Origin of the sequence: Actinophytocola sp. (assembly GCF_049647105.1) — a bacterium.
GTDB lineage: Bacteria > Actinomycetota > Actinomycetes > Mycobacteriales > Pseudonocardiaceae > Actinophytocola.
Genome location: NZ_JBARWZ010000022.1, coordinates 1 through 19286 on the forward strand (window position 1 = coordinate 1; position 19286 = coordinate 19286).

A 19286-nucleotide genomic window follows, 5' to 3' on the forward strand; every position below is an offset into this window, starting at 1 on the left:
TGCCACCGGTGGCACGCCGTCGTTCGGTGTCCCGTCCGGGCTCGCGGTCGGCCATGGGCCTAGTGTCCCGAACCGGAAATGCGGTGCGTGAGTCGGTGGATCCAGGTTTCTGCCGGCAAGGCACCGATCCTCTCTCGTACCGGGTCGTACTTGGGTGGATCGGCAACGCCGCCAGAAGGAAGCTGGGCCGCCGAATTTTGTGCCAGATTTCCGGTTCGGGACACTAGCTCTCGGAGTTGTACCTGGGGAAGGCGAGGTCGCCCGCGTAGCGTGCCGCGTCGCCGAGGATCTCCTCGATGCGCAGCAGCTGGTTGTACTTGGCGGTGCGTTCGCCGCGGGCGGGGGCGCCCGACTTGATCTGCCCGACGCCGGTGGCGACGGCCAGGTCCGCGATCGTGGTGTCCTCGGTCTCGCCCGACCGGTGGCTCATCATGCTGCGGTAGCCGTAGGAGGTGGCGAGGTTCACCGCGTCCAGCGTCTCGGACAGCGTGCCGATCTGGTTGACCTTCACCAGCAGCGCGTTGGCCGCGCGACGGGCGATGCCCTCCTCGAGCCGCTCCGGGTTGGTGACGAACAGGTCGTCGCCCACGATCTGCACGCGCTCGCCGATCTCGTCGGTCAGGCGCACCCAGCCGTCCCAGTCGTCCTCGGACAGCGGGTCCTCGATCGACACGAGCGGGTAGGCGTTGACCAGCTCGCCGTAGTAGGCGGCCATCTGCTCCGCGCTGCGCTTGGTGGCTTCGAAGACATACGCGCCGTCGGAGTAGAACTCGGTCGCGGCCACGTCCAGCGCGAGCGCGACCTGCGAGCCCGGCTTGTAGCCCGCCTTCTCGATGGCCTCGACGATCAGGTCGAGCGCCTCGCGGTTGGACGACAGCGACGGCGCGAACCCGCCCTCGTCGCCGAGGCCGGTGGCGAGGCCGCGGCCCTTGAGCACCGACTTCAGCGAGTGGTACACCTCCGCGCCCCAGCGCAGGGCCTCGCGGAAGGACTCCGCGCCGATCGGCGCGATCATGAACTCCTGGATGTCCACGTCGGTGTCGGCGTGCGCGCCACCGTTGAGGATGTTCAGCATCGGCACCGGGAGCACGTGCGCGTTCGGGCCGCCGATGTAGCGGAACAGCTCGAGTCCGCTCGACTCCGCGGCCGCCTTGGCGACGGCGAGCGAGACGCCGAGGATCGCGTTCGCGCCGAGCCGCGACTTGTCCGGCGTGCCGTCAAGGTCGACGAGCTTCTGGTCCACGATCCGCTGGTCGACGGCGTCCACGCCGGCGAGCTCAGGCCCGATCTCGTCGAGCACCGCCGCCACGGCCTTCTCCACGCCCTTGCCGGAGTAGCGCTTGGCATCGCCGTCGCGCAGTTCGACGGCCTCGTGCTCACCCGTGGACGCCCCGGACGGCACCGCCGCGCGGGCCAGCGTGCCGTCGTCGAGTGCGACCTCCACCTCGACGGTCGGGTTACCGCGTGAGTCCAGGATCTCCCGCGCACCGACCTGCTCGATTACCGCCACGTGCTTGCTCCTCAACCGGTTCAGGGATGACTCGACACGAGAGTACCCAGCCCGTGGTTTCCCCCGTTGGAGGCACGCGCATCGCCGGGAGAACGGAGCGTGATCACCCACGTGGATCTTCAGGAACAGCGCGCTCACGGGTAGCGTTGAGCGCACCATGACCGGAGACGCCCAGGGCTACTTCGAGGCGTTCCGCCGCGCCGAGTCGCTGGTGGCACAACGCCGGCCGCTGGATGCCCTGGCGGCGCTCGGACCGATTCTCGAGGCTGAGCCGGACAAGTCGTCCGTGCACCTGCTCGCCGGCCGCGCCTACCTCATCTCCGCGCAGCTGCGCCGCGCCGAGCAGGCGTTCCGCCGCGTCATCGAGCTGGACCCCACCGACCACTACGCGTTGTTCGCGCTCGGCAAGACGCTGCAGCGGATGAGCAGGCTCACGGAGGCGCAGACCCAGCTGCGGCTGGCGGTCGCCATGCACCCCGACCCCGCCTACCAGGAGGCACTCGGCGAGGTCAGCGCGAGGTTATCCGTCGAACGGGATCGCTAGAGCTTGGCCGCGGCCTTCGCGTACGCGTCCGCGCCGTCGAACACGTTCCTGCCGTAGGTCACCGACCTGTTGTAGGTCATCACGGCCTCCCACCACCCCGCGGCGCTCGACAGGTCACCGCCGGACGCGCACAGGTAGGTGGCCGCGGACAGCGCCGCGTCGTCGATGTCCTGCGGGTCGGGCTCGGCGCCGTCGCCGGCTGCCCGTGCACCCCAGCGCGCCCACGTCGTCGGCAGGAACTGCATGGCGCCGACGGCGCGGTCCCACCGGGTGTCGCCGTCGAGGCGGCCGCCGTCGGTGTCCGGGATGGCCCGCACGCCTGGCGAGCCGTCGAGCGGGATGCCGATGATCGGCGGCGCCAGCACGCCGTCGTCGCCGATGTCGGCACCGCCGTACCGGCCGTGGTGCGACTCGACCCGCCCGACCCCCGCCAGCGTGGCCCAGTTGATCTTGCAGGCGGGGTTGGCGGTCCGGACCGCGATCTCCGCCTCCGCGTACGCCACGAGGCTGCGGGCCGGGATCTCGGTCTTCTCCGACAGCCGCTCCGCCCACGCCGACAAGCTCGTGCCGGTCCTGCCCTGCGCGACGGCGGTGGCCGTCGGTATCGCGGCGCCGGGTGCCACGTTCAGCTCCGGCACCTCGAAGCCCGGTGGCGGCGGGGCGGGCGCGGTCAGCGGGTCGGCACGGTTGAACCCGATCACGATGACCGTCACGCCCGCGATCAGCGCCGCCACCAACAAGATCAACCAGCCGAGTCGGCGGCGAGGCGGAGGCTCCGGTGCGAGACGATCGATCGTCGGGACGGGAGAGGACACGAAGTCCAGGCTACGTATCCACGCGGCGTGGTGTGACTCACCCGGCCGGAAAGCGTCGCGAAACACGCCCATCCGAGTGACGATTCCAAGCCCGACCTGGCCGAACAAGCTGATCCAGGCAACGATGAACACATCGTCGCCGCAACCGGCTGGGGCTCGGGTTCGCGCAGGAATGTGAGTCAGGTCACGACGACGCTCACCGCCAGGGCGGCCCGCTGGCCTGTCCATGGACCTGCGCGAGGGCCTGGACCTGAAACAGTGACCTCAGGGGACCGTGACGGCACTCAGCCACCAACCACCTCGATGTCCGGCGCCTGCGCTGGGCCGGAACCAACACTCTTAATGCCGGGGAGGCGGACTGGCTAGTCCCTTCCGGGCGGCCAGGGCGTAGAGCAGGGGAATCCGAGGCGCGTCGTCGGGCAGCCGGAACCACCCGTCTTCGTCCCGGACCATCCCCGGCCACCGAGGCCAGGGCAGGCTGGCGGACTCCCGAAGCCGCTCGATGCGCAGCCCGGCCCCGACGAGCGCGTTGACGACTTCCGCGATCTCGTGCCGCCACTCGTAGGAGACGCGGGCGTCGGTCAGCGGTGGACCGTCGGTGTAGGTGTAGGTGGCGTCCCGCTCCTCGGCCCCACGCCCGGAGAGGAAATCGTTGCGCAACAACAACTCCTCCTCCCCGTCCGGCGGCACCACCCCGAGCGAGTACAGCAGCGGATGAAACTCGACAACGTAGAACGACCCACCGGGCCGCAACAGCCGAGCAAGAACGTCCGCCCACAGGGGAAGGTCGGGCAGGTAGCAGAGAGCGCCCTTCCCGGTGTAGATCACATCGAACTGCCGTCCCCCGACGGCGTCGACCGCGTCATAGACATTCCCCTGGACGTACTCGACCGCCACGTTGTGCTGCCTGGCGACGGACCGCGCCTGGACAACGGACTCACCGGAGATGTCCAATCCGACAACCCGTGCGCCACGCCGGGCCAGCGCGATGGACTCCACCCCCAGGTGGCACTGCAGATGCAGCAGGTCGACGTCCCGAAGGTCACCGAGGTCGGCCCACTCGTAGTCGGCGAACCAGGTGTCCGGCTCCCGGGATCCGTCCACACCGTAGAACGCACTGGCGAGATGAATGGGCGTGCGCTGATCCCAGTTGGCCTGGTTGGCCAACATCATCTCCTCGACCTGCGGATCAAACCCACGCACCGCCTCATACAGCCACAGACGCGAGAACCGTGTCCACCTACGCGAGTAGGAGTCATGCGAAAACAACCCGGAGGTGGGAACCGCGGCCGACACCTCAACCCAACGGCGGCAACTCAGGCTGAACAGCCGCGGGCGTCACCTCCAACGACTCCAGCGCCAACCGGATCGCCGCGTCCAGCTGCGGGTCCCGGCCGGCGGCGTGGTCCTGCGGAGCCATCACGACCTCGACATCCGGGTCGACGCCGTAGTTCTCCAGTCCCCAACCGGGGCCCTCCAGCCACGTCGCGTACCGGGGCTGGGTGACCAAGGTCCCGTCCACCAGGTGGTAGCGCATGTCGATGCCGATGACGCCGCCCCACGTCCTGGTGCCGACTACCGGGCCGATGCCAAGGACCTTGATCGCCGCGTTGACGATGTCACCGTCGGAGCCGGAGAACTCGTTCGCCACCGCCACCACCGGGCCGCGTGGGGCGTCGTGCGGGTAACTCTCCGCGGTGTTCGCGTCGCGGCTGATCTGCCAGCCGATGATCTTGCGACCGAGCTTCTCCACCACCAGCTGGGAGAGGTGGCCGCCCCGGTTCTCGCGGACGTCGACGATCAGGCCCTCGCGCCGGACCTCCAGGCGCAGGTCGCGATGCAGTTCGGCCCAGCCGTTCGCGACCATGTCCGGCACGTGCACGTAGCCGAGCCGGTCGCCGCTCGTCTCGTGCACGTACGCCCGCCGGTCAGCCACCCAGTCGTGGTAGCGCAACGGCATGTCGTCCAACAGCGGCACAACCACGACGCTCCGGTTCGCGCCCCCGCCGCCCGGGGCGATCACCAGCTCCACCGGTTTGTCCGCGGTGCCCGCGAGCAGCGGGAACGGCCCCACCGCCGGGTCGACCGCGCGGCCGTCGACCGCGACGATCGCGTCGCCGGCGCGGACCGCCACCCCGGGTGCGCGCAGCGGTGAACGCCCACGCGGGTCGGACGACTCGCCGGGCAGGATCCGCTCGATCCGCCACACCCCACCGTCGCGCACCAGGTCCGCACCGAGCAACCCCAGCCGTCGCGCCGGCTCCACCCCATCGCCGGGTGGCGTCACGTACGCGTGTGACGTGCCCAGCTCGCCCTGTACCTCCCACAGCAGGTCGACAAGTTCGTCATGCGAGTTGACGGTCTCGACCAGCGGGCGGTACCGCGTCAGCACACCGGGCCAGTCGACGCCGTTCATGTCCGCGCGCCAGAAGTGGTCGCGCATCAGCCTGCCCGCCTCGTCGAACGACTGGCGCCACTCCGCCGCCGGGTCCACCTGCACCCGCACTCGCGACAGGTCGACCCGCATGTCGTCGCCACCGTCATCGGACGAGTCCGCCTTGGCGTCGGACGCCTGCACCCGCAGCCGCGAGCCCTCGCGCACCACGAGCCGTTCGCCGTCGCCGGTCACCCACACACCGTCGACACCCTCGGCCAGTGTCTCGTGCTTGCGCTTGGTGAAGTCGTAGCGTTCGAGGACGGTCTTCTCGCCGTCGTCGTCCTCGCCGTTCCCGTCGTGACCGAGCACCCCGGACAGGGTGTACCGCAGCCACACGAGGCCGTTCTTCACCGCGAGAAGGTGGCCGTACCTGGCGGCGTGCACCGGCAGCGCGACCACTCGTTCGCCAAGGCCCTCCAGGTCGAGCGTGGTGCGCGGCGGCGCGTCGTCGTCGCCGTCCTTGTCCTTGTCCTTGCCGTCCGGCTCGTCGTCCACCGGCCTGCCCCGCAGGTGCGGTGAGAACGGCGACGGCGTGGTCGCCGCGAGCGGCACCAGGTGCGGCCTGGTCCCGTACGGGAAGGACATGTCGAACACGTGCGTGTCGTAGACCGGGTCGAAGCTGCGCATCGACAGGAACGCGAGGTGCTTGCCGTCGACCGTGAACTGGGGATCGGAGTCCACGAACCGCAGCGGCGTCACGTCCACTATGGACAGATCGGTGGTGTTGGCCATCCTGATGTTGCGCAACGGACTCGGACCGGGGTGCGACCACGCGAGCCACGCGGAGTCCGGCGAGAACGCCAGGTCGCACGGGTCTCCATCGGTGGTGTGGACGAGTTCGTGCAGCTCACCGGTGTCCACTTCCACGAGCAGCACGCGACCGTCGTGCGTCGCGACGGCGGCTCGCCTGCCGTCCGGCGACGCCGCCAGTTCGAGGACCCTGCCGAGCCTGCCGACGCCGACGCGGTGTGGCGCGGCGCCTGCCACGGCCCCGTCGACCGGCGCGATCTCCAGCGCCTCCTCACCCTCGGCGTCGGTCACCCACACGACCTGCTCGCCGAGCGTGCGCGGATGTCTGGCCCGCACCCCGGGCTCCGCCGACAACGCACGCACCGGCCCGTCCCGGTGTGTGAGCCAGTGCACGGTCCCGCGTACCTCGATGGCACTGCCCCGGCCGGTGTGGTCGGGCCCCAGATCACCGAGTTCGTCGGCCGCCCGCACCGGGTACGGGACCCGCGCGAGCCGTGGGCCGCCGAGCCGGACGTCCAGTTCCCTCGGCTCGCTGTCGAGCCCGTCGACCAGCCACAACCGGCCAGCGCGGTGGAAAACCACGCGGCGGCCGTCGGTCGTCGCGTTGCGGGCGTAGAACTCGCCGGGGGCGTCGACCGCGTGCCTGCGCAGGTCGCCGCCGTCCGGCAGGCACGAGTACAGATCGCCGATCCCCTCGTGGTCGGACAGGAACGCGATCCGGTCGCCCACCCACATCGGCGACGCGAGGTTGCCGCCGATGTCCGGTAGGAAACGGGCGAACTCGCCGGACCCGTCCGCGTCGAGCCACAGCTTGCCAACCGTGCCGCCGCGATAACGCTTCCACCACGCCGGTTCCCGCGAGGTGGCGCCCAGCAGGAGGACGGCACCGTCCTCGCTGGTCGCGATGCCGCCGACCGGCCCGTAGGGGAGCTTCCGCGTCCCGCCCTCCTGATCGACCGCGTAGGCCCACGTGCGGCGGATGCTCGGCTGCCCGACGGTGCTGACGGCGAGCACCTCGCCCGCCGCCGTCCACCCGATCACGTCGGTGTTGACATCGGCCCAGTGGGTGAGGCGACGACTGGGGCCGCCGTCGGCGGGGGCGACGTGCACCTCCGGCTCGACGTCGCGCCAACTGGTCCAGGCCAGCCGGGTGCCATCGGCGGAGAAGCGCGGGGAGCCGACCGAGACCTGGTCGGCGGAGACTCGCCAGGCCCGGCCGCCGCCCAGCGGCGCGAGCCACACGTCGTCCTCGGCCACGAAGGTGACCAGTTCGCCGTGGAGGTGTGGGAATCGGAGGTAGGCGTCGTTCACGGCCGCCACGTTAGCCGCGATCACCGACTAAGTGACGGCCTAAAAGGGCAGCGTGCGGAACCAATGCGAGCGAATGGCCCATTGGCTCGGAAAACTGCGGTTTTCCAGTAGTTCGTCACACCGGCCGCCCGCCGCCGCGGCACGGGTCGATCGGCTCCGTCCGGTGCCGCGCTCCGCGAGCGACGCGGCGGCGGGCGCCGACCGCCGTTCGCGCGGGTTCCCCACCGGAATTCGATGCCCGTCACCAGCCGGTCTGGCCGGTCACCGGCCCCGTTCAGTCCTTTGTGTCCAGTGGGTCGCGGTGGACGAGTCCGGACGAAAGTCCCATTCGCTCGGGCTTGTGGGAGACAACGGCCGTGATCGCCCGCATTGTGGGGGCATGACACAAGCCAGTCACCCCGGAGCCACGATCGTCAGGACGGCCAGAACCGGCGCCATTCCGCCGCGTCCATGGCGGCCGGGTCCACGCCCTCGGAGCGGGCCGCCTGTTCCGCGGCACGCACGTCCGCCGCGAACTTCCTGGCGTCCGCGCGCAGCACACCCTCCGGATCGTCGCCCGCGAGCTTCGACCGGGCCGCCGCCGCGAACAGCGACGAGCCGGGCAGCAGATCGGCAGGCAGCCCGGCCCGTGCCGTGCGCTGCACCAGCTTCGCGGCCAGTGCCAGCGCGGGCTGTCCCATCGCCACCCCGTCGACACTCGACTCGCGCTTCTTCTCCTGCTGCTTCAGCTGTTCCCAGCGGTGTTCCTGCGTGCGTGCGTCCCGCACCGCCGGATCACCGCCCGCGAACACGTGCGGATGGCGGCCGACCAGTTTCGTCACCAGCTCGGCCGCGACGTCGTCGATGGAGAACGGGGCGTCCTGCGATTCCTGTGCCACACGGGAGTGGAACAGCACCTGCAGCAGCACGTCGCCGAGCTCCTCGCGCAACGCGGCCCGGTCACCGTCCTCGATGGCTTCCAGCAGCTCGAAGCATTCCTCCACGAGGTACTGCTTCAGCGAGTCGTGCGTCTGCTCCGCGTCCCACGGGCAGCCACCCGGCGAGCGCAGCCGGTCCATCACCGCGACCGCGTCCAGCAGGCCGGCGCCGTACACCGGCTCCGGCCGCACGATCGCCGCACCGCGAGCGAGGAGAGCGGCGGCCGCGGGGTGGTCCAGGTCGGCGGCCAGCAGCACCAGCCGGCCGGACAACGCCTCTTCCGCGAGCGCGGCGGGGGGCGGCGCGTCCTCTGTCGTGTACACGGCCGCCGCGCCACGCACCAGCGACAGGGCGGCGGCCGGGACCGAATCGCCGGGCCCGAGCAGCACGACGGCCGTTCCCGACTGGGTGGGCCCGGCCGCGGGCGTCACGACTTGTCGGCGTCTGGCAGCAGCAAGAGCCCGGCGACTCCGGCCTCGGACTTGGGCAGGACCTTCATCTCCGCGAGGTTCCACACGCCGTAGCGAGGGCTCACCCGAAGGCTCCTGCCGAGCAGGTGCTCACGGAGCAGGTACCTGCCGTACTGCGGCAGCTGGCTCGGGTCGACCTGGCTCGGGTCGAAGTCGGGCGACGGGCTCGACGCCACCTTCTTCGACAGGACCTGCACCACGAAGAAGCCGGCCGCGCTCTGCTCGGAGGACGGCTGGTTGATGAGGAGCACCGAGTCGTCCGGCACCATCAGCTGGAGTGCCAGCGGGCCGGGCCCGGTGTCCGAGTTCAGCTGCGGCGGCAGCTCCTCGGTCGAGGCGGCCCGCATGAGAGAGGGACCGTTCTCCGGGGTCGCGGCGACCTTCTCCGCGAGCGCCTTGGCGTCGTCGTAGTCGGAGAGCCCCGCGACGTTGTACTTCACGTCGACGCGGCCGAGGTAGCTGTTGGCCAGCTCGATCAGCAGCAGGTTGTCGGTCGCGTACGCGTCGAACCCTCGGGCCCGGTTGACGAGCGCGGGCACCAGCTGCTCTGCGGGCACACTGCCGTCGGTGGGCAGCTCCTGGCCGAGGGGGTCCTGCTCGCGGAGCAGCGACAGCTGCTCCTGGTCGACCTGGAGGTCCTCCTCCTTGGCGACCTCGGTGAGGAGCTGATGCGTGATCAGCTGCGACACGACCTCGCGCGCGACGAGGTCGAGCTTGCGCTGCTGGGCAAGAGGCCGCGCGGCCGGTTCCTCGACCACCTTGTCGATCAAGGCCTGCACCTCGTCGACCGAGATCACGTGGTCATCGAGGATGACAGCGGAGTTCACCTGGCTTGGCCCGGTCCCGCACGCGGACAACGTCGCAACCAGCGCGGTCACGGCGGCGATCGGCGCTACGGCACGGCGAAGGACACTCGTCACGGTCGCCAAGCCTCTCACAGCCCGCTAGCCAACCGGAGCGGGGGCGATCACCAGGGAGTCCAGGAGCTTTGCGCACCAGTCCAGGAGCTCGACGTCACGCAGCGGCGGCGCACCGATCCGGCCACCCGCGGCGCCCTCCGTCGGCCGAGGCACGGTGACGAGCTCGCTCACCGGCTTGTAGTTCGCCTTGGGGTGCAGTCGCTTCAGCCGCACGAGCTGCGAGTCGCGCAGCGCGACCGGCGCGAACCGGATCGTGCTGCCCTGCACCGTCACCTCGGTGACGCCGTGCCCTCGGCACCTCTGGCGGAACGCCGCCACCGCGAACAGGCGCTGCACCGGCAGCGGCGGGTTGCCGTAGCGGTCCTTCAGCTCCTCCTCGACAGCGGCGAGCGCCTCGGCGTCGCCTGCCGCGGCGAGCTTGCGGTAGGCCTCGAGCCGCAACCGCTCGCCCGGCACGTAGTCGTGCGGGATGTGGGCGTCCACCGGCAGGTCGACCCGCACCTCGGCGAGCTCTTCCTCCTCCTCGCCAGGTTCGGCACCCGCGTGCTTGCGGAACGCCTCGACCGCCTCACCGACGAGCCGGACATAGAGGTCGAAGCCGACCCCCGCGATGTGGCCGGACTGCTCCGCGCCGAGGATGTTGCCCGCGCCGCGGATCTCCAGGTCCTTCATGGCCACCGCCATGCCCGCGCCCAGCTCGGTGTTCTGCGCGATCGTGGCGAGCCGGTCGTGAGCGGTCTCGGTGAGCGGCGCCTCCGGCGGGTACAGGAAGTAGGCGTAGCCACGCTCGCGGCCGCGGCCGACGCGGCCGCGGAGCTGGTGCAGCTGAGCGAGGCCGAGCAGGTCGCCGCGCTCGACGATCAGGGTGTTGGCGTTGGCGATGTCCAGGCCGGTCTCGATGATCGTGGTGCAGACCAGCACGTCGAACTCGCGGGTCCAGAAGCCTTCGATGATCTTCTCGAGGCGGTCCTCGTTCATCTGGCCGTGCGCGGTGACGATCCTGGCCTCCGGCACCAGCTCGCGGAGCCTGCGCGCGGCCTTCTCGATGGAGGAGACCCGGTTGTGCACGAAGAACACCTGGCCGTCGCGCAGCAGCTCGCGGCGGATGGCGGCGCCGACCTGCTTGTCGTCGTAGCCGCCGACGTAGGTGAGGATCGGGTGCCGGTCCTCGGGCGGGGTGAGGATGGTCGACATCTCACGGATGCCCGCGAGCGACATCTCGAGCGTGCGCGGGATCGGGGTCGCGGACATCGTGAGCACGTCGACGTGGGTACGGAGCGCCTTGATGTGCTCCTTGTGCTCGACGCCGAACCGCTGCTCCTCGTCGACGATGACGAGGCCGAGGTCCTTGTAGCGGATGCCGGTCTGCAGCACGCGGTGTGTGCCGATCACCACGTCGACCTCACCGGCGGCGAGGCCCTCGATGACCGCTTCGGCGTCCGGGCCGTGCGTGAACCGGGACAGGCCCCTCACGGTGACCGGGAAGGAGGCCATGCGCTCGGTGAACGTGTTGAGGTGCTGCTGGGCGAGCAGCGTGGTGGGCACCAGGACCACGACCTGCTTGCCGTCCTGCACCGCCTTGAACGCGGCACGCACGGCGATCTCGGTCTTGCCGTAACCGACGTCACCGCAGATCACGCGGTCCATCGGGACGCTGCGCATCATGTCGGCCTTGACCTCGTCGATCGCGGCCATCTGGTCCGGGGTCTCGGTGAACGGGAACGCGTCCTCGAGCTCGCGCTGCCACGGGGTGTCTGGGCCGAACGTGTGACCGGGCGCGGACTGGCGGGCCGCGTAGAGCTGTACCAGCTCCGCCGCGATCTGCTTGACGGCCTTGCGGGCCCTGGCCTTGGTGTTCTTCCAGTCGGAGCCGCCGAGCTTGTTGAGGGTGGGCAGCTCACCGCCGACGTAGCGGGACACCTGGTCGAGCTGGTCGGTGGGCACGAACAGGCGGTCACCGGGCTGACCGCGTTTGGAGGAGGCGTATTCGAGCAGTAGGTACTCGCGGGTCGCGCCACCGACGGTGCGCTGGACCATCTCGACGTAGCGGCCGATGCCGTGCTGCTCGTGGACGACGTAGTCGCCGGTCCTGAGTGCGAGCGGGTCGACCGCGTTGCGCCGCCTGGACGGCATCTTCGCGGAGAGGTCCCTGGTGGACGTGCCGTGCCTGCCGCCGGTGAGGTCGGTCTCGGTGAGCACCACCAGGGCGCACTCCGGCGCGAGGAAGCCTTCCTCGAGGGCACCGCGGACGACGGTGACGATGCCGCTCGCGGGTGGTCCGGTGAGACCTTCCTCGACGAAGGTGGCCGCGACGTCGGCTTCGGAGAGCTGCTCGACCGCGCGGCGGGCAGTACCCGCGCCGGGCACGACGAGCACGGCGGCGCCGCCGGTGGCGGTGTGGGCGCGGAGGTCGGTGAAGGCACGGGCGACGTCGCCCCGGTAGCCCTCGACACCGGCGATGTCGAGCTGGACGACGTGCTCGTCGGGAGTGGTGAGCTGCGAGAGCGTCCACCACGGGTGCTCGGTGTCGCGGGCGTGCTGCGCGATCTCGCCGAGGCCGCGGTAGGCCGAGGCGCCGAGGTCGAGCGGTGCCTTGCCACCGCCCGCCGCGGCCATCCACGCGGCCTCGAGAAACTCCTGGCCGGTGCGGACGAGGTCGTGGGCGCGGGTGCGGACCTTCTCCGGGTCGATGACGAGGACGTGCGCGCCCTCGGGCAGGACGTCGGTGAGCAGGTCCAGCTCGCCATCGCACAGGACGGGGATCAGCGCCTCCATGCCCTCGGTGGGGATGCCGTCGGCGAGCTTGACGAGCATCTCGGCGAGGTGGGCGTCGGCCGAGCCGCCCGCGTTCTGCTCCTCGGCGAGCTCCATCGCCCGGTCGCGGACGTCCTCGGTGAGCAGCAGCTCACGGCAGGGCGGGGCGTTGACCTCGGTGATCTCGGTCGGCAGCGAGCGCTGGTCGGCGACGGCGAAGCAGCGGATCTCCGACACCTCGTCGCCCCAGAACTCGACGCGGGCCGGGTGCTCCGCCGTGGGCGGGAAGATGTCGAGGATGCCGCCGCGGACGGCGAACTCGCCACGCTTCTCGACCATGTCGACGCGGGTGTAGGCGAGCTCGACGAGGCGTTCGACGACGCCGTCGAAGTCCTGCTCCTCGCCGACGGCGAGGTGGACCGGTTCGAGCTTGCCGAGGCCGGGTGCCATCGGCTGGATGAGGCTGCGCACGGTGGCGACCACGACCCGCGGCGGGTCGTCGCGGCGGAGCCGGTGCAGCACCTCGAGTCGGCGGCCGACGGTGTCCGCGCGCGGAGAGAGGCGCTCGTGCGGCAACGTCTCCCACGAGGGGAAGTCGACGACGGAATCCTTGTCCAGCAGGTCCCGGAGCGCGGCGGTGAGGTCGTCTGCCTCGTGGCCGGTCGCGGTGATCACGAGGACGGGACTCCGTGCGGCCAGGGCGGCCGTGACCAGTGGCCGGACGGCGGTGGGGCCTTCCAGCTCGAGGCCTGCCGCCCCGGCGGACTCGGTGATCTTGGTCAGGGCGGGGTCGGGCAGCACTGCTTGCAGCAGACCGGACAGCGACACTGGAGATACCCCTCGGAGCACGCGCGGACATACCCCTGCCCGGGACGAGCCCGGCGGAAGGGGTTCTCGTACCCACCCTACGTGCCCAGAGCCACCGATTTCATGCCCGCTCGCGTGACTAGAACCGCGGGCTGCGCTTCTCCAGGAACGCGGCAACACCCTCGGCGTAGTCCGCGCTCTGCACCGACTCCGTGTACAGGGCGTGGACCTCGTCGTCCTCGTGCTCGCCTTCGGTGATCTTGCCGATGATCGTCTTGGCGCCCCGGACGCTCACCTGCGCCCTCGCGGCCATGGTCGCCGCCAGCTCGAGCGCGCGGGCCACCGGCTCGGCGGTCAGCTCGTTGACCAGGCCGATCCGCAGCGCCGTGTCCGCGTCGAGGATCTCGGCCGTGAACAAGATCTGCCGCGCCCACGCCGGGCCCACCACATCGACGAGCTGCTTCGTGGACGTGAAGTTGTAGACGATGCCGAGCTTGGCCGGGGTGATGCCGAAGCGGGCACCCGGCGCGGCCACCCGCATGTCGCAGGCCAGCGCGATCTCGCAGCCGCCACCGACACAGACCCCGGTGATCGCGGCGATCGTCGGTTTCGGCAGGCCCGCGATGGCGCGTTCGCCCGCGAGCACGGCCGCGCCGTAGCGTGCCGCGCCCGCCGCGTCGGCACGCAGCGTGGCGAACTCGCTGATGTCGGCGCCCGAGGAGAAGTGGTCCGTGCCCCGGATGACCATGGCACGCACCGCATCGTCCTCGGCGACCTTGTCGAGCAGGCCGGGGATGGCCGACCACATCTCGAAGCTCATCGCGTTGCGCTTCGACGGACGGTCGATGGTCAGCGTCGCGACCGCGTCCTCGATCTCCAGTCTCAGCGTCACCCGCTCACGATCTCACGCCAGCGCCGCACGCAACGCGGTCAGGTCTTCGTCCACCACGGACTGCCGGTCGGCCAGCTCACGCTTGGTCTTGGCGAACGTCTCGACCCGCTGCTCCACATCGGCGTCGAGCGAGCGTGCCGACTGCGCGGCCTGCTCCTGCGCGCGCTTGCGCTCCCTGCCGTCCGCGAACCACTGGTAGCCGGCCACCCCGAACGCCACGACCGCGGGCACGACCCAGCCCCACCCGGCGAACACCGCCAGCACCACCAGCAGGACACCCATCACCGCGGCGCCGATCGCCACGTTCCTGCGCTGGGACTCCACCCGCGCCGACCGCGCCACCAGGTCCCGCGCCCGCTGCATCGACGTCGCGTCCGGGCCGGTCGGCGTGATCGTCACCTGGCCGTACCTGGTGCGGACCGACAGCGACGCCGGCGCCTCCGCACGTGCCGTCGTCGCGAACTCCTCCGCCAGGGTCAGCAGGACGGGCGTACTCGCGCGCACCGCGAGCGCACGGCGATTCCCTTGCTCCGACGAGATGTCCGCACGCAGCAACGCCGCGGCCGTCCCCACCGGACTGTCCCACGTGGACTTCGCGGTCTCCTTGCCCTCGATGACCGCACGCAGCTCCCGTTCCCGCGCGAGCAGCGGCAGCTCGACCGCGCTGCCCTCGTCGATCAGCAGCTCCAGCGCCGTGCGAGCAAGCTCGTCCGGCGCGGCGGCGGGCTCGTTCGTGTAACCGTCCAGGGCGTCGGTGACCCAGGCACGCAGCACCGTCAGCTTCTCGCACGCGTGCAGCGCCGTCGCGATGGAACCCCCGCCGTCCAGCTCCTTCGGCACCGCCACGACCGCCTTCGCGACCGCCACGTCCCGCAGCACCGGGACCAGCGACCCGTCGGTCACGCCCGCCACGAACTCCGCACACCGCTCCCGCGCCAGCTCCCACCCCTCGGCACCGAAGAACCCGTCGGCGGCGAGCAGCCATACGGCACGCTGGTACGTGGACACCTCCTCTGGCAGCGCCGTCAGCACCGGCGCGAGCGACGGCACCGTCGACCGGCCACCCAGGACGGACGTGAGCAACGCGTGGAACGTGCCGGTGCGCAACGGATCCCGGGCCGTCGCCAGCCCGAGCGCCTCGTCGTCGACGACACCGTCGGCCACCCCGCGCAGCGCGATCAACGCGGGCGCGAGCCAGTAGCCGTCCACGTCGGACACGTCCGGCAGCCCGGCGCCGGCCAGCAACTGCTTGGCCTGGTGCCGGACCCGCCCGTGCGAGTCGAACAGGCCGAGCGTCACCCGCAGGTCACTGATCTCCACGAAGGCGTCGAACGCGGCGGAGAGCCGGTTCAGCCGCTGCTCCAGTGATCCGCTGACCTTCGACAACTCGGCTTTCAGCCGGTTCTGTGAGGCTCGCGCGGACGACAGCGACGCGCTGACGTAACCCAGGTCCTCCTCCAGACCCGCGAGCCGCTTGTTCTGATGGCGTTCCACCCACCAGTCGTCGCTCATGCGCTCTCCTCACCTGCGTCACCACACACCAGTGCGACGCGTGTCCGGGCATTCTGGACCCATGCGAACCCGGACGAGTTTGCTCGTTGTCGCAGTGACTCTCACCATGCTCACCGCCTGCACCGACACACCGGCGGAGCGTGACGGCACCGGCCAGGTACCGAGGAGCGGGTCGAGCGAACCGACCACGCCGAGCAGCACCGAGGTCCCGCAGCTCAAGGTGGAGACGGTCGCGGGTGGGCTGTCGCACGGCTGGGACATCGGGTTCCTCCCCGACGGCAAGGTTCTCGTCTCGCAGCGGCCTGCGCGAATCGCACTCCTGTCGAGCAGCGAACCGGGCGCGACGGTCACGGACGTCAAGGCCGACCTGTCCGATGTGCTCGTCCAGGGCGAGGGCGGTCTGCTGGGGCTCGTCGTGCACCAGGACTTCGAGGAGACGCGCCGGTTCACCACCTGCCAGACCCACACGGAGAACGGGGAGCCGACCGACATCCGGCTCGTCACATGGCGCCTCGCCGACGACGGTCGGATCGCGACGCGGGAGAAGGAGCTGCTGACCGGGCTGCCGCTGAACCCGTCCGGGCGGCACTCCGGCTGCCGGCCCACGCTCGCCCGCGACGGCGCGCTGCTGGTCGGTACCGGCGACACCGCACGCGCAAACTTCCCGCAGGACCGCACGAACCTCGGCGGCAAGGTCCTGCGGCTCGACATCGAGACCGGGAAACCGAAGGCGGACAACCCGTTCATCGGCTCGGAGAACGAGCGTGAGCGGTACGTCTACACCTACGGCCACCGCAACATCCAGGGCGTCGCGCTGCGGCCGGACTCCGACCAGGTGTTCACCGCCGAGCACGGCCCCGGCAAGAACGACGAGGTCAACCTGGTCCAGCCAGGCAAGAACTACGGCTGGGACCCGTCGCAGGGCGGCACGGTCGGCGGCTACGACGAGGGCGTCGAGATGACCGATCTTCAGCGCTTCCCGGACGCGGTGCCCGCGAAGTGGCAGACCGGCGACATGACCGAGGCGGTGTGCGCGGCGACGTTCCTGGAGGGCGACCAGTGGGGCGCACTGAACGGCACCCTGGTGATCACCGCACTGAAGGGCGAGAAGGTCGTTCTGTTGACCCTGACAGAACAAGGTGACGTGGCGTCTGTGTCGGTGCCGAAGGAGTTCACGGACACGTTCGGTCGGCTGCGTGCGGCACGGAGCGGCCCCGACGGCGCCCTGTACCTGACGACGAGCAACGGAACGGACGACAAGCTGCTGCGCGTCACCCCGGCGTGAGGCCGATCGACCTCGCGGGACGCACGCATGATCACCATGTTGCGGCAGAACGGGTACGGCCTGAACCAGATCAGGCCGGTACTGGCCGGACTGCGGGAGTCGGGCAGCGGCGACGCACTGCTGGCGGCGGTCGCGACACGGCACGCGGCACTGGTCGACCGGACCCGCGCGATGCTCGCGGGCGCGGCACACCTGCACGGTTACCTCGCCTGAATCGGCTGGACGGGTCCGGTGTGATGGAGCGGTGGCGGATCCACATGACATCGACGCGGACCTCGACAAGCTGGGCGTCGACGAGGACACCTGGACACGCGGCCGCGTGTGGGGCCTGTCCGCGCTGCTGCCCGCTCCCGAGGACATCACCGAGCAGACGGTGGCCGAACTGGAGAACCTGCTGGCGGACCGCTGAGTGCTGATGTCGCAGTGCTGATGTCGCAGTGCCGATGTCGCAGTGCCGATGTCGCAGTGCCGATGTCGCAGTGCCGATGTCGCAGTGCCGATGCCTCAGTGCCGATGCCTCAGTGCCGATGCCTCAGTGCCGATGCCTCAGTGCTGATGCCTCAGTGCTGCTCGCGCAGGCCGGGTGCGTCCTCCAGGTGCGACAGCCCGTTCCACGAGAGGTTCACCAGGTGCGCGGCCACCTCGTCCTTGCCCGGCTGACGCGAGTCGAGCCACCATTGCCCGGTCAACGCGACCATCCCCACCAGCGCCTGGCTGTAGAGCGCGGCCAGCTTCGGGTCGTAGCCGCGTGAGCTGAACTGCACCCCGAGAATGCTCTCGACCTGCGTCGCGATGTCGTTCAGCAACGACGAGAACGTCCCGGTGGACGAGGCGACCGGCGAGGCGCGGACGAGGATCCGGAACCCGTCGGCCGACCCCTCGACGTAGTCCAGCAGTGCCGCCGCCGCGCGTTCGAGCAGCAGCCGTGGATGTGCGTCCTCCTCCAGCGCGGTGGTCATCTGCGTCAGGAGGAAGTGCATCTCGCGGTCGACCACGACCGCGTACACGCCTTCCTTGCCACCGAAATGTTCGTAGACCACCGGTTTGGACACGTTCGCCCGGTGCGCGATCTCCTCGACCGACGCGCCGTCGAACCCCTTCTCGGCGAAGAGCGAACGCGCAACGTCCAGCAGTTGCTGCCGCCGCTCCTCGCCTGTCATGCGTACCCGGGGTGCAGACGCCTTCCCTCGTCGAGGAGGCGCTGTACGAGCACGTTCCCGCCGCCTGACCGCCATTTCAGTCACCCTAGAGGCAACCACCGACGGTCGGCGGGCAATTACGCGCTAGGAGACGTCCGCGCCAGCCGAGATCTTGGCGAGACGGGCCGGGGTCGGCCAGCGCACGCTGTGCACCCAGCCGAACTTCTCGAAGGCCCAGATGATCCGCGCCGACGTGTCGAGCTGGCCCCTCTTGACGCCGTGACGTGCGCAGGTCGGGTCGGCGTGGTGCAGGTTGTGCCACGACTCGCCGAACGACAGGATCGCGAGCGGCCACACGTTGGCGGCCTTGTCGCGGGACACGAACGGCCGGTCACCGATCATGTGGCAGATCGAGTTGGTCGACCAGGTCACGTGGTGCAGGATCGCGACCCGCACGAGGCCCGCCCAGAAGAACGCGGTCAGCGCCCCCCACCACGACCAGGTGATGAGCCCACCGAGCAGCGCGGGCAGCCCGAGCGACAGCACGGTCCAGATCGCGAACGTGTTGTTGACCCGCACGATGTCCTTGTCGGCCATCAGGTCGGGGGCGAAGCGGTCCTTGTTGGTGATGTCGCGGTCGAACAGCCAGCCCATGTGCGCGTGCCAGAAGCCCTTGGCCAGCGCGATCGGACCGGTGCCGTACAGCCACGGTGAGTGCGGGTCGCCCTCCTTGTCGGAGAACGCGTGGTGACGCCGGTGGTCGGCGACCCAGATGATCGGCGGGCCCTGCACGGCCATGCTGCCCGCGATCGCGAGGAAGACCTTCAGCGGCCGCTTGGCCTTGAACGAGCCATGCGTGAAGTACCGGTGGTAGCCGACGGTCACGCCGTGACCGGTGAGGTAGAAGAAGGCGAACGCGAGGATCACGTCCACCCACGTGAGACCCCATCCCCATGCCAGTGGCACCGCCGCGATCAGCGCGGCGAACGGCACGAGGATGAAGATGTACACCCCCAGCTGGACATAGTTCCTGCGGCGGCCCACCGTGACGGGCTTCGGGGCCCTGTCCGGGGACGCGGCACCACCGGATGTCTCATCGAGGGTCGTCGTCATCTAGCTACCCCGTCTTCCACATGGTTAGGCGAGCCTCGCCTACGCAACCGTAACCTACGGGTTCCAATGAACCAGGCGAAGCCGCGGCCCCACCACACACGTGAGCCGC

The 19286-nt window shown here is 70.3% G+C and carries 15 protein-coding genes; 4 read left to right on the forward strand and 11 right to left on the reverse strand.

The window, feature by feature from the left end; genetic code table 11:
• Nucleotides 1–223 precede the first annotated feature (223 nt).
• The gene (gene eno, locus WBA97_RS03155; protein ID WP_424229130.1) at nucleotides 224–1510 is read right to left on the reverse strand and encodes a phosphopyruvate hydratase; all 1287 of its coding nucleotides are present in this window, start codon (nucleotides 1508–1510) and stop codon (nucleotides 224–226) included.
• Nucleotides 1511–1667: 157 nt separating this feature from the next.
• Between eno and WBA97_RS03160 the strand changes: the two genes are divergently transcribed.
• On the forward strand, nucleotides 1668–2054 hold the full coding sequence (locus tag WBA97_RS03160) for a tetratricopeptide repeat protein (RefSeq protein WP_424229131.1): 387 nt from the start codon (nucleotides 1668–1670) through the stop codon (nucleotides 2052–2054).
• Here WBA97_RS03160 and WBA97_RS03165 read toward each other — a convergent pair.
• The 8 genes from WBA97_RS03165 to WBA97_RS03200 all read right to left on the reverse strand — a co-directional run bounded on the left by WBA97_RS03165 (nucleotide 2051) and on the right by WBA97_RS03200 (nucleotide 15640).
• A complete protein-coding gene (locus tag WBA97_RS03165; RefSeq protein ID WP_424229132.1) occupies nucleotides 2051–2800 on the reverse strand; it encodes a murein transglycosylase in 750 nt (249 codons plus the stop codon). The genes WBA97_RS03160 and WBA97_RS03165 overlap by 4 nt on opposite strands.
• Before the next feature lie 408 nt (nucleotides 2801–3208).
• Complete coding sequence (locus tag WBA97_RS03170) at nucleotides 3209–4072, reverse strand: class I SAM-dependent methyltransferase (RefSeq protein WP_424229133.1); 864 nt, start codon at nucleotides 4070–4072, stop codon at nucleotides 3209–3211.
• A 94-nt stretch (nucleotides 4073–4166) separates the two neighbouring features.
• Nucleotides 4167–7367, reverse strand: coding sequence for a S41 family peptidase (locus WBA97_RS03175; RefSeq protein WP_424229134.1), 3201 nt, complete (start codon nucleotides 7365–7367; stop codon nucleotides 4167–4169).
• A gap of 413 nt (nucleotides 7368–7780) precedes the next feature.
• Entirely contained in the window at nucleotides 7781–8716 is a 936-nt protein-coding gene (locus WBA97_RS03180) for a MazG family protein (RefSeq protein ID WP_424229135.1), read from the reverse strand.
• A complete protein-coding gene (locus WBA97_RS03185; protein ID WP_424229136.1) occupies nucleotides 8713–9675 on the reverse strand; it encodes a hypothetical protein in 963 nt (320 codons plus the stop codon). Before WBA97_RS03185 ends, WBA97_RS03180 begins: the two co-directional genes overlap by 4 nt.
• 24 nt (nucleotides 9676–9699) lie before the next feature.
• Nucleotides 9700–13251 (reverse strand): transcription-repair coupling factor, encoded by a 3552-nt coding sequence (gene mfd, locus WBA97_RS03190; protein ID WP_424229169.1) that lies wholly within the window; start codon nucleotides 13249–13251, stop codon nucleotides 9700–9702.
• Nucleotides 13252–13375: 124 nt separating this feature from the next.
• On the reverse strand, nucleotides 13376–14128 hold the full coding sequence (locus tag WBA97_RS03195; RefSeq protein WP_424229137.1) for an enoyl-CoA hydratase/isomerase family protein: 753 nt from the start codon (nucleotides 14126–14128) through the stop codon (nucleotides 13376–13378).
• Nucleotides 14129–14140: 12 nt separating this feature from the next.
• Complete coding sequence (locus tag WBA97_RS03200) at nucleotides 14141–15640, reverse strand: hypothetical protein (RefSeq protein ID WP_424229138.1); 1500 nt, start codon at nucleotides 15638–15640, stop codon at nucleotides 14141–14143.
• 106 nt (nucleotides 15641–15746) lie between these two features.
• Between WBA97_RS03200 and WBA97_RS03205 the strand changes: the two genes are divergently transcribed.
• From WBA97_RS03205 to WBA97_RS03215, 3 genes are read left to right on the forward strand one after another with little or no spacing between them, the layout of a single operon-like run.
• Complete coding sequence (locus tag WBA97_RS03205; RefSeq protein ID WP_424229170.1) at nucleotides 15747–16925, forward strand: PQQ-dependent sugar dehydrogenase; 1179 nt, start codon at nucleotides 15747–15749, stop codon at nucleotides 16923–16925.
• A 27-nt stretch (nucleotides 16926–16952) separates the two neighbouring features.
• Nucleotides 16953–17138 carry a hypothetical protein gene (locus WBA97_RS03210; RefSeq protein ID WP_424229139.1) on the forward strand — a complete coding sequence of 62 codons (186 nt, stop codon included), beginning with the start codon at nucleotides 16953–16955 and terminating at the stop codon, nucleotides 17136–17138.
• A gap of 31 nt (nucleotides 17139–17169) precedes the next feature.
• Nucleotides 17170–17334, forward strand: a complete 165-nt coding sequence (locus tag WBA97_RS03215; RefSeq protein WP_424229140.1) for a hypothetical protein — start codon at nucleotides 17170–17172, stop codon at nucleotides 17332–17334.
• 151 nt (nucleotides 17335–17485) lie between these two features.
• Here WBA97_RS03215 and WBA97_RS03220 read toward each other — a convergent pair whose 3' ends face one another.
• On the reverse strand, nucleotides 17486–18085 hold the full coding sequence (locus WBA97_RS03220) for a TetR family transcriptional regulator (protein WP_424229141.1): 600 nt from the start codon (nucleotides 18083–18085) through the stop codon (nucleotides 17486–17488).
• Nucleotides 18086–18208: 123 nt separating this feature from the next.
• A complete protein-coding gene (locus WBA97_RS03225; RefSeq protein ID WP_424229142.1) occupies nucleotides 18209–19177 on the reverse strand; it encodes an acyl-CoA desaturase in 969 nt (322 codons plus the stop codon).
• Nucleotides 19178–19286: the final 109 nt, after the last annotated feature.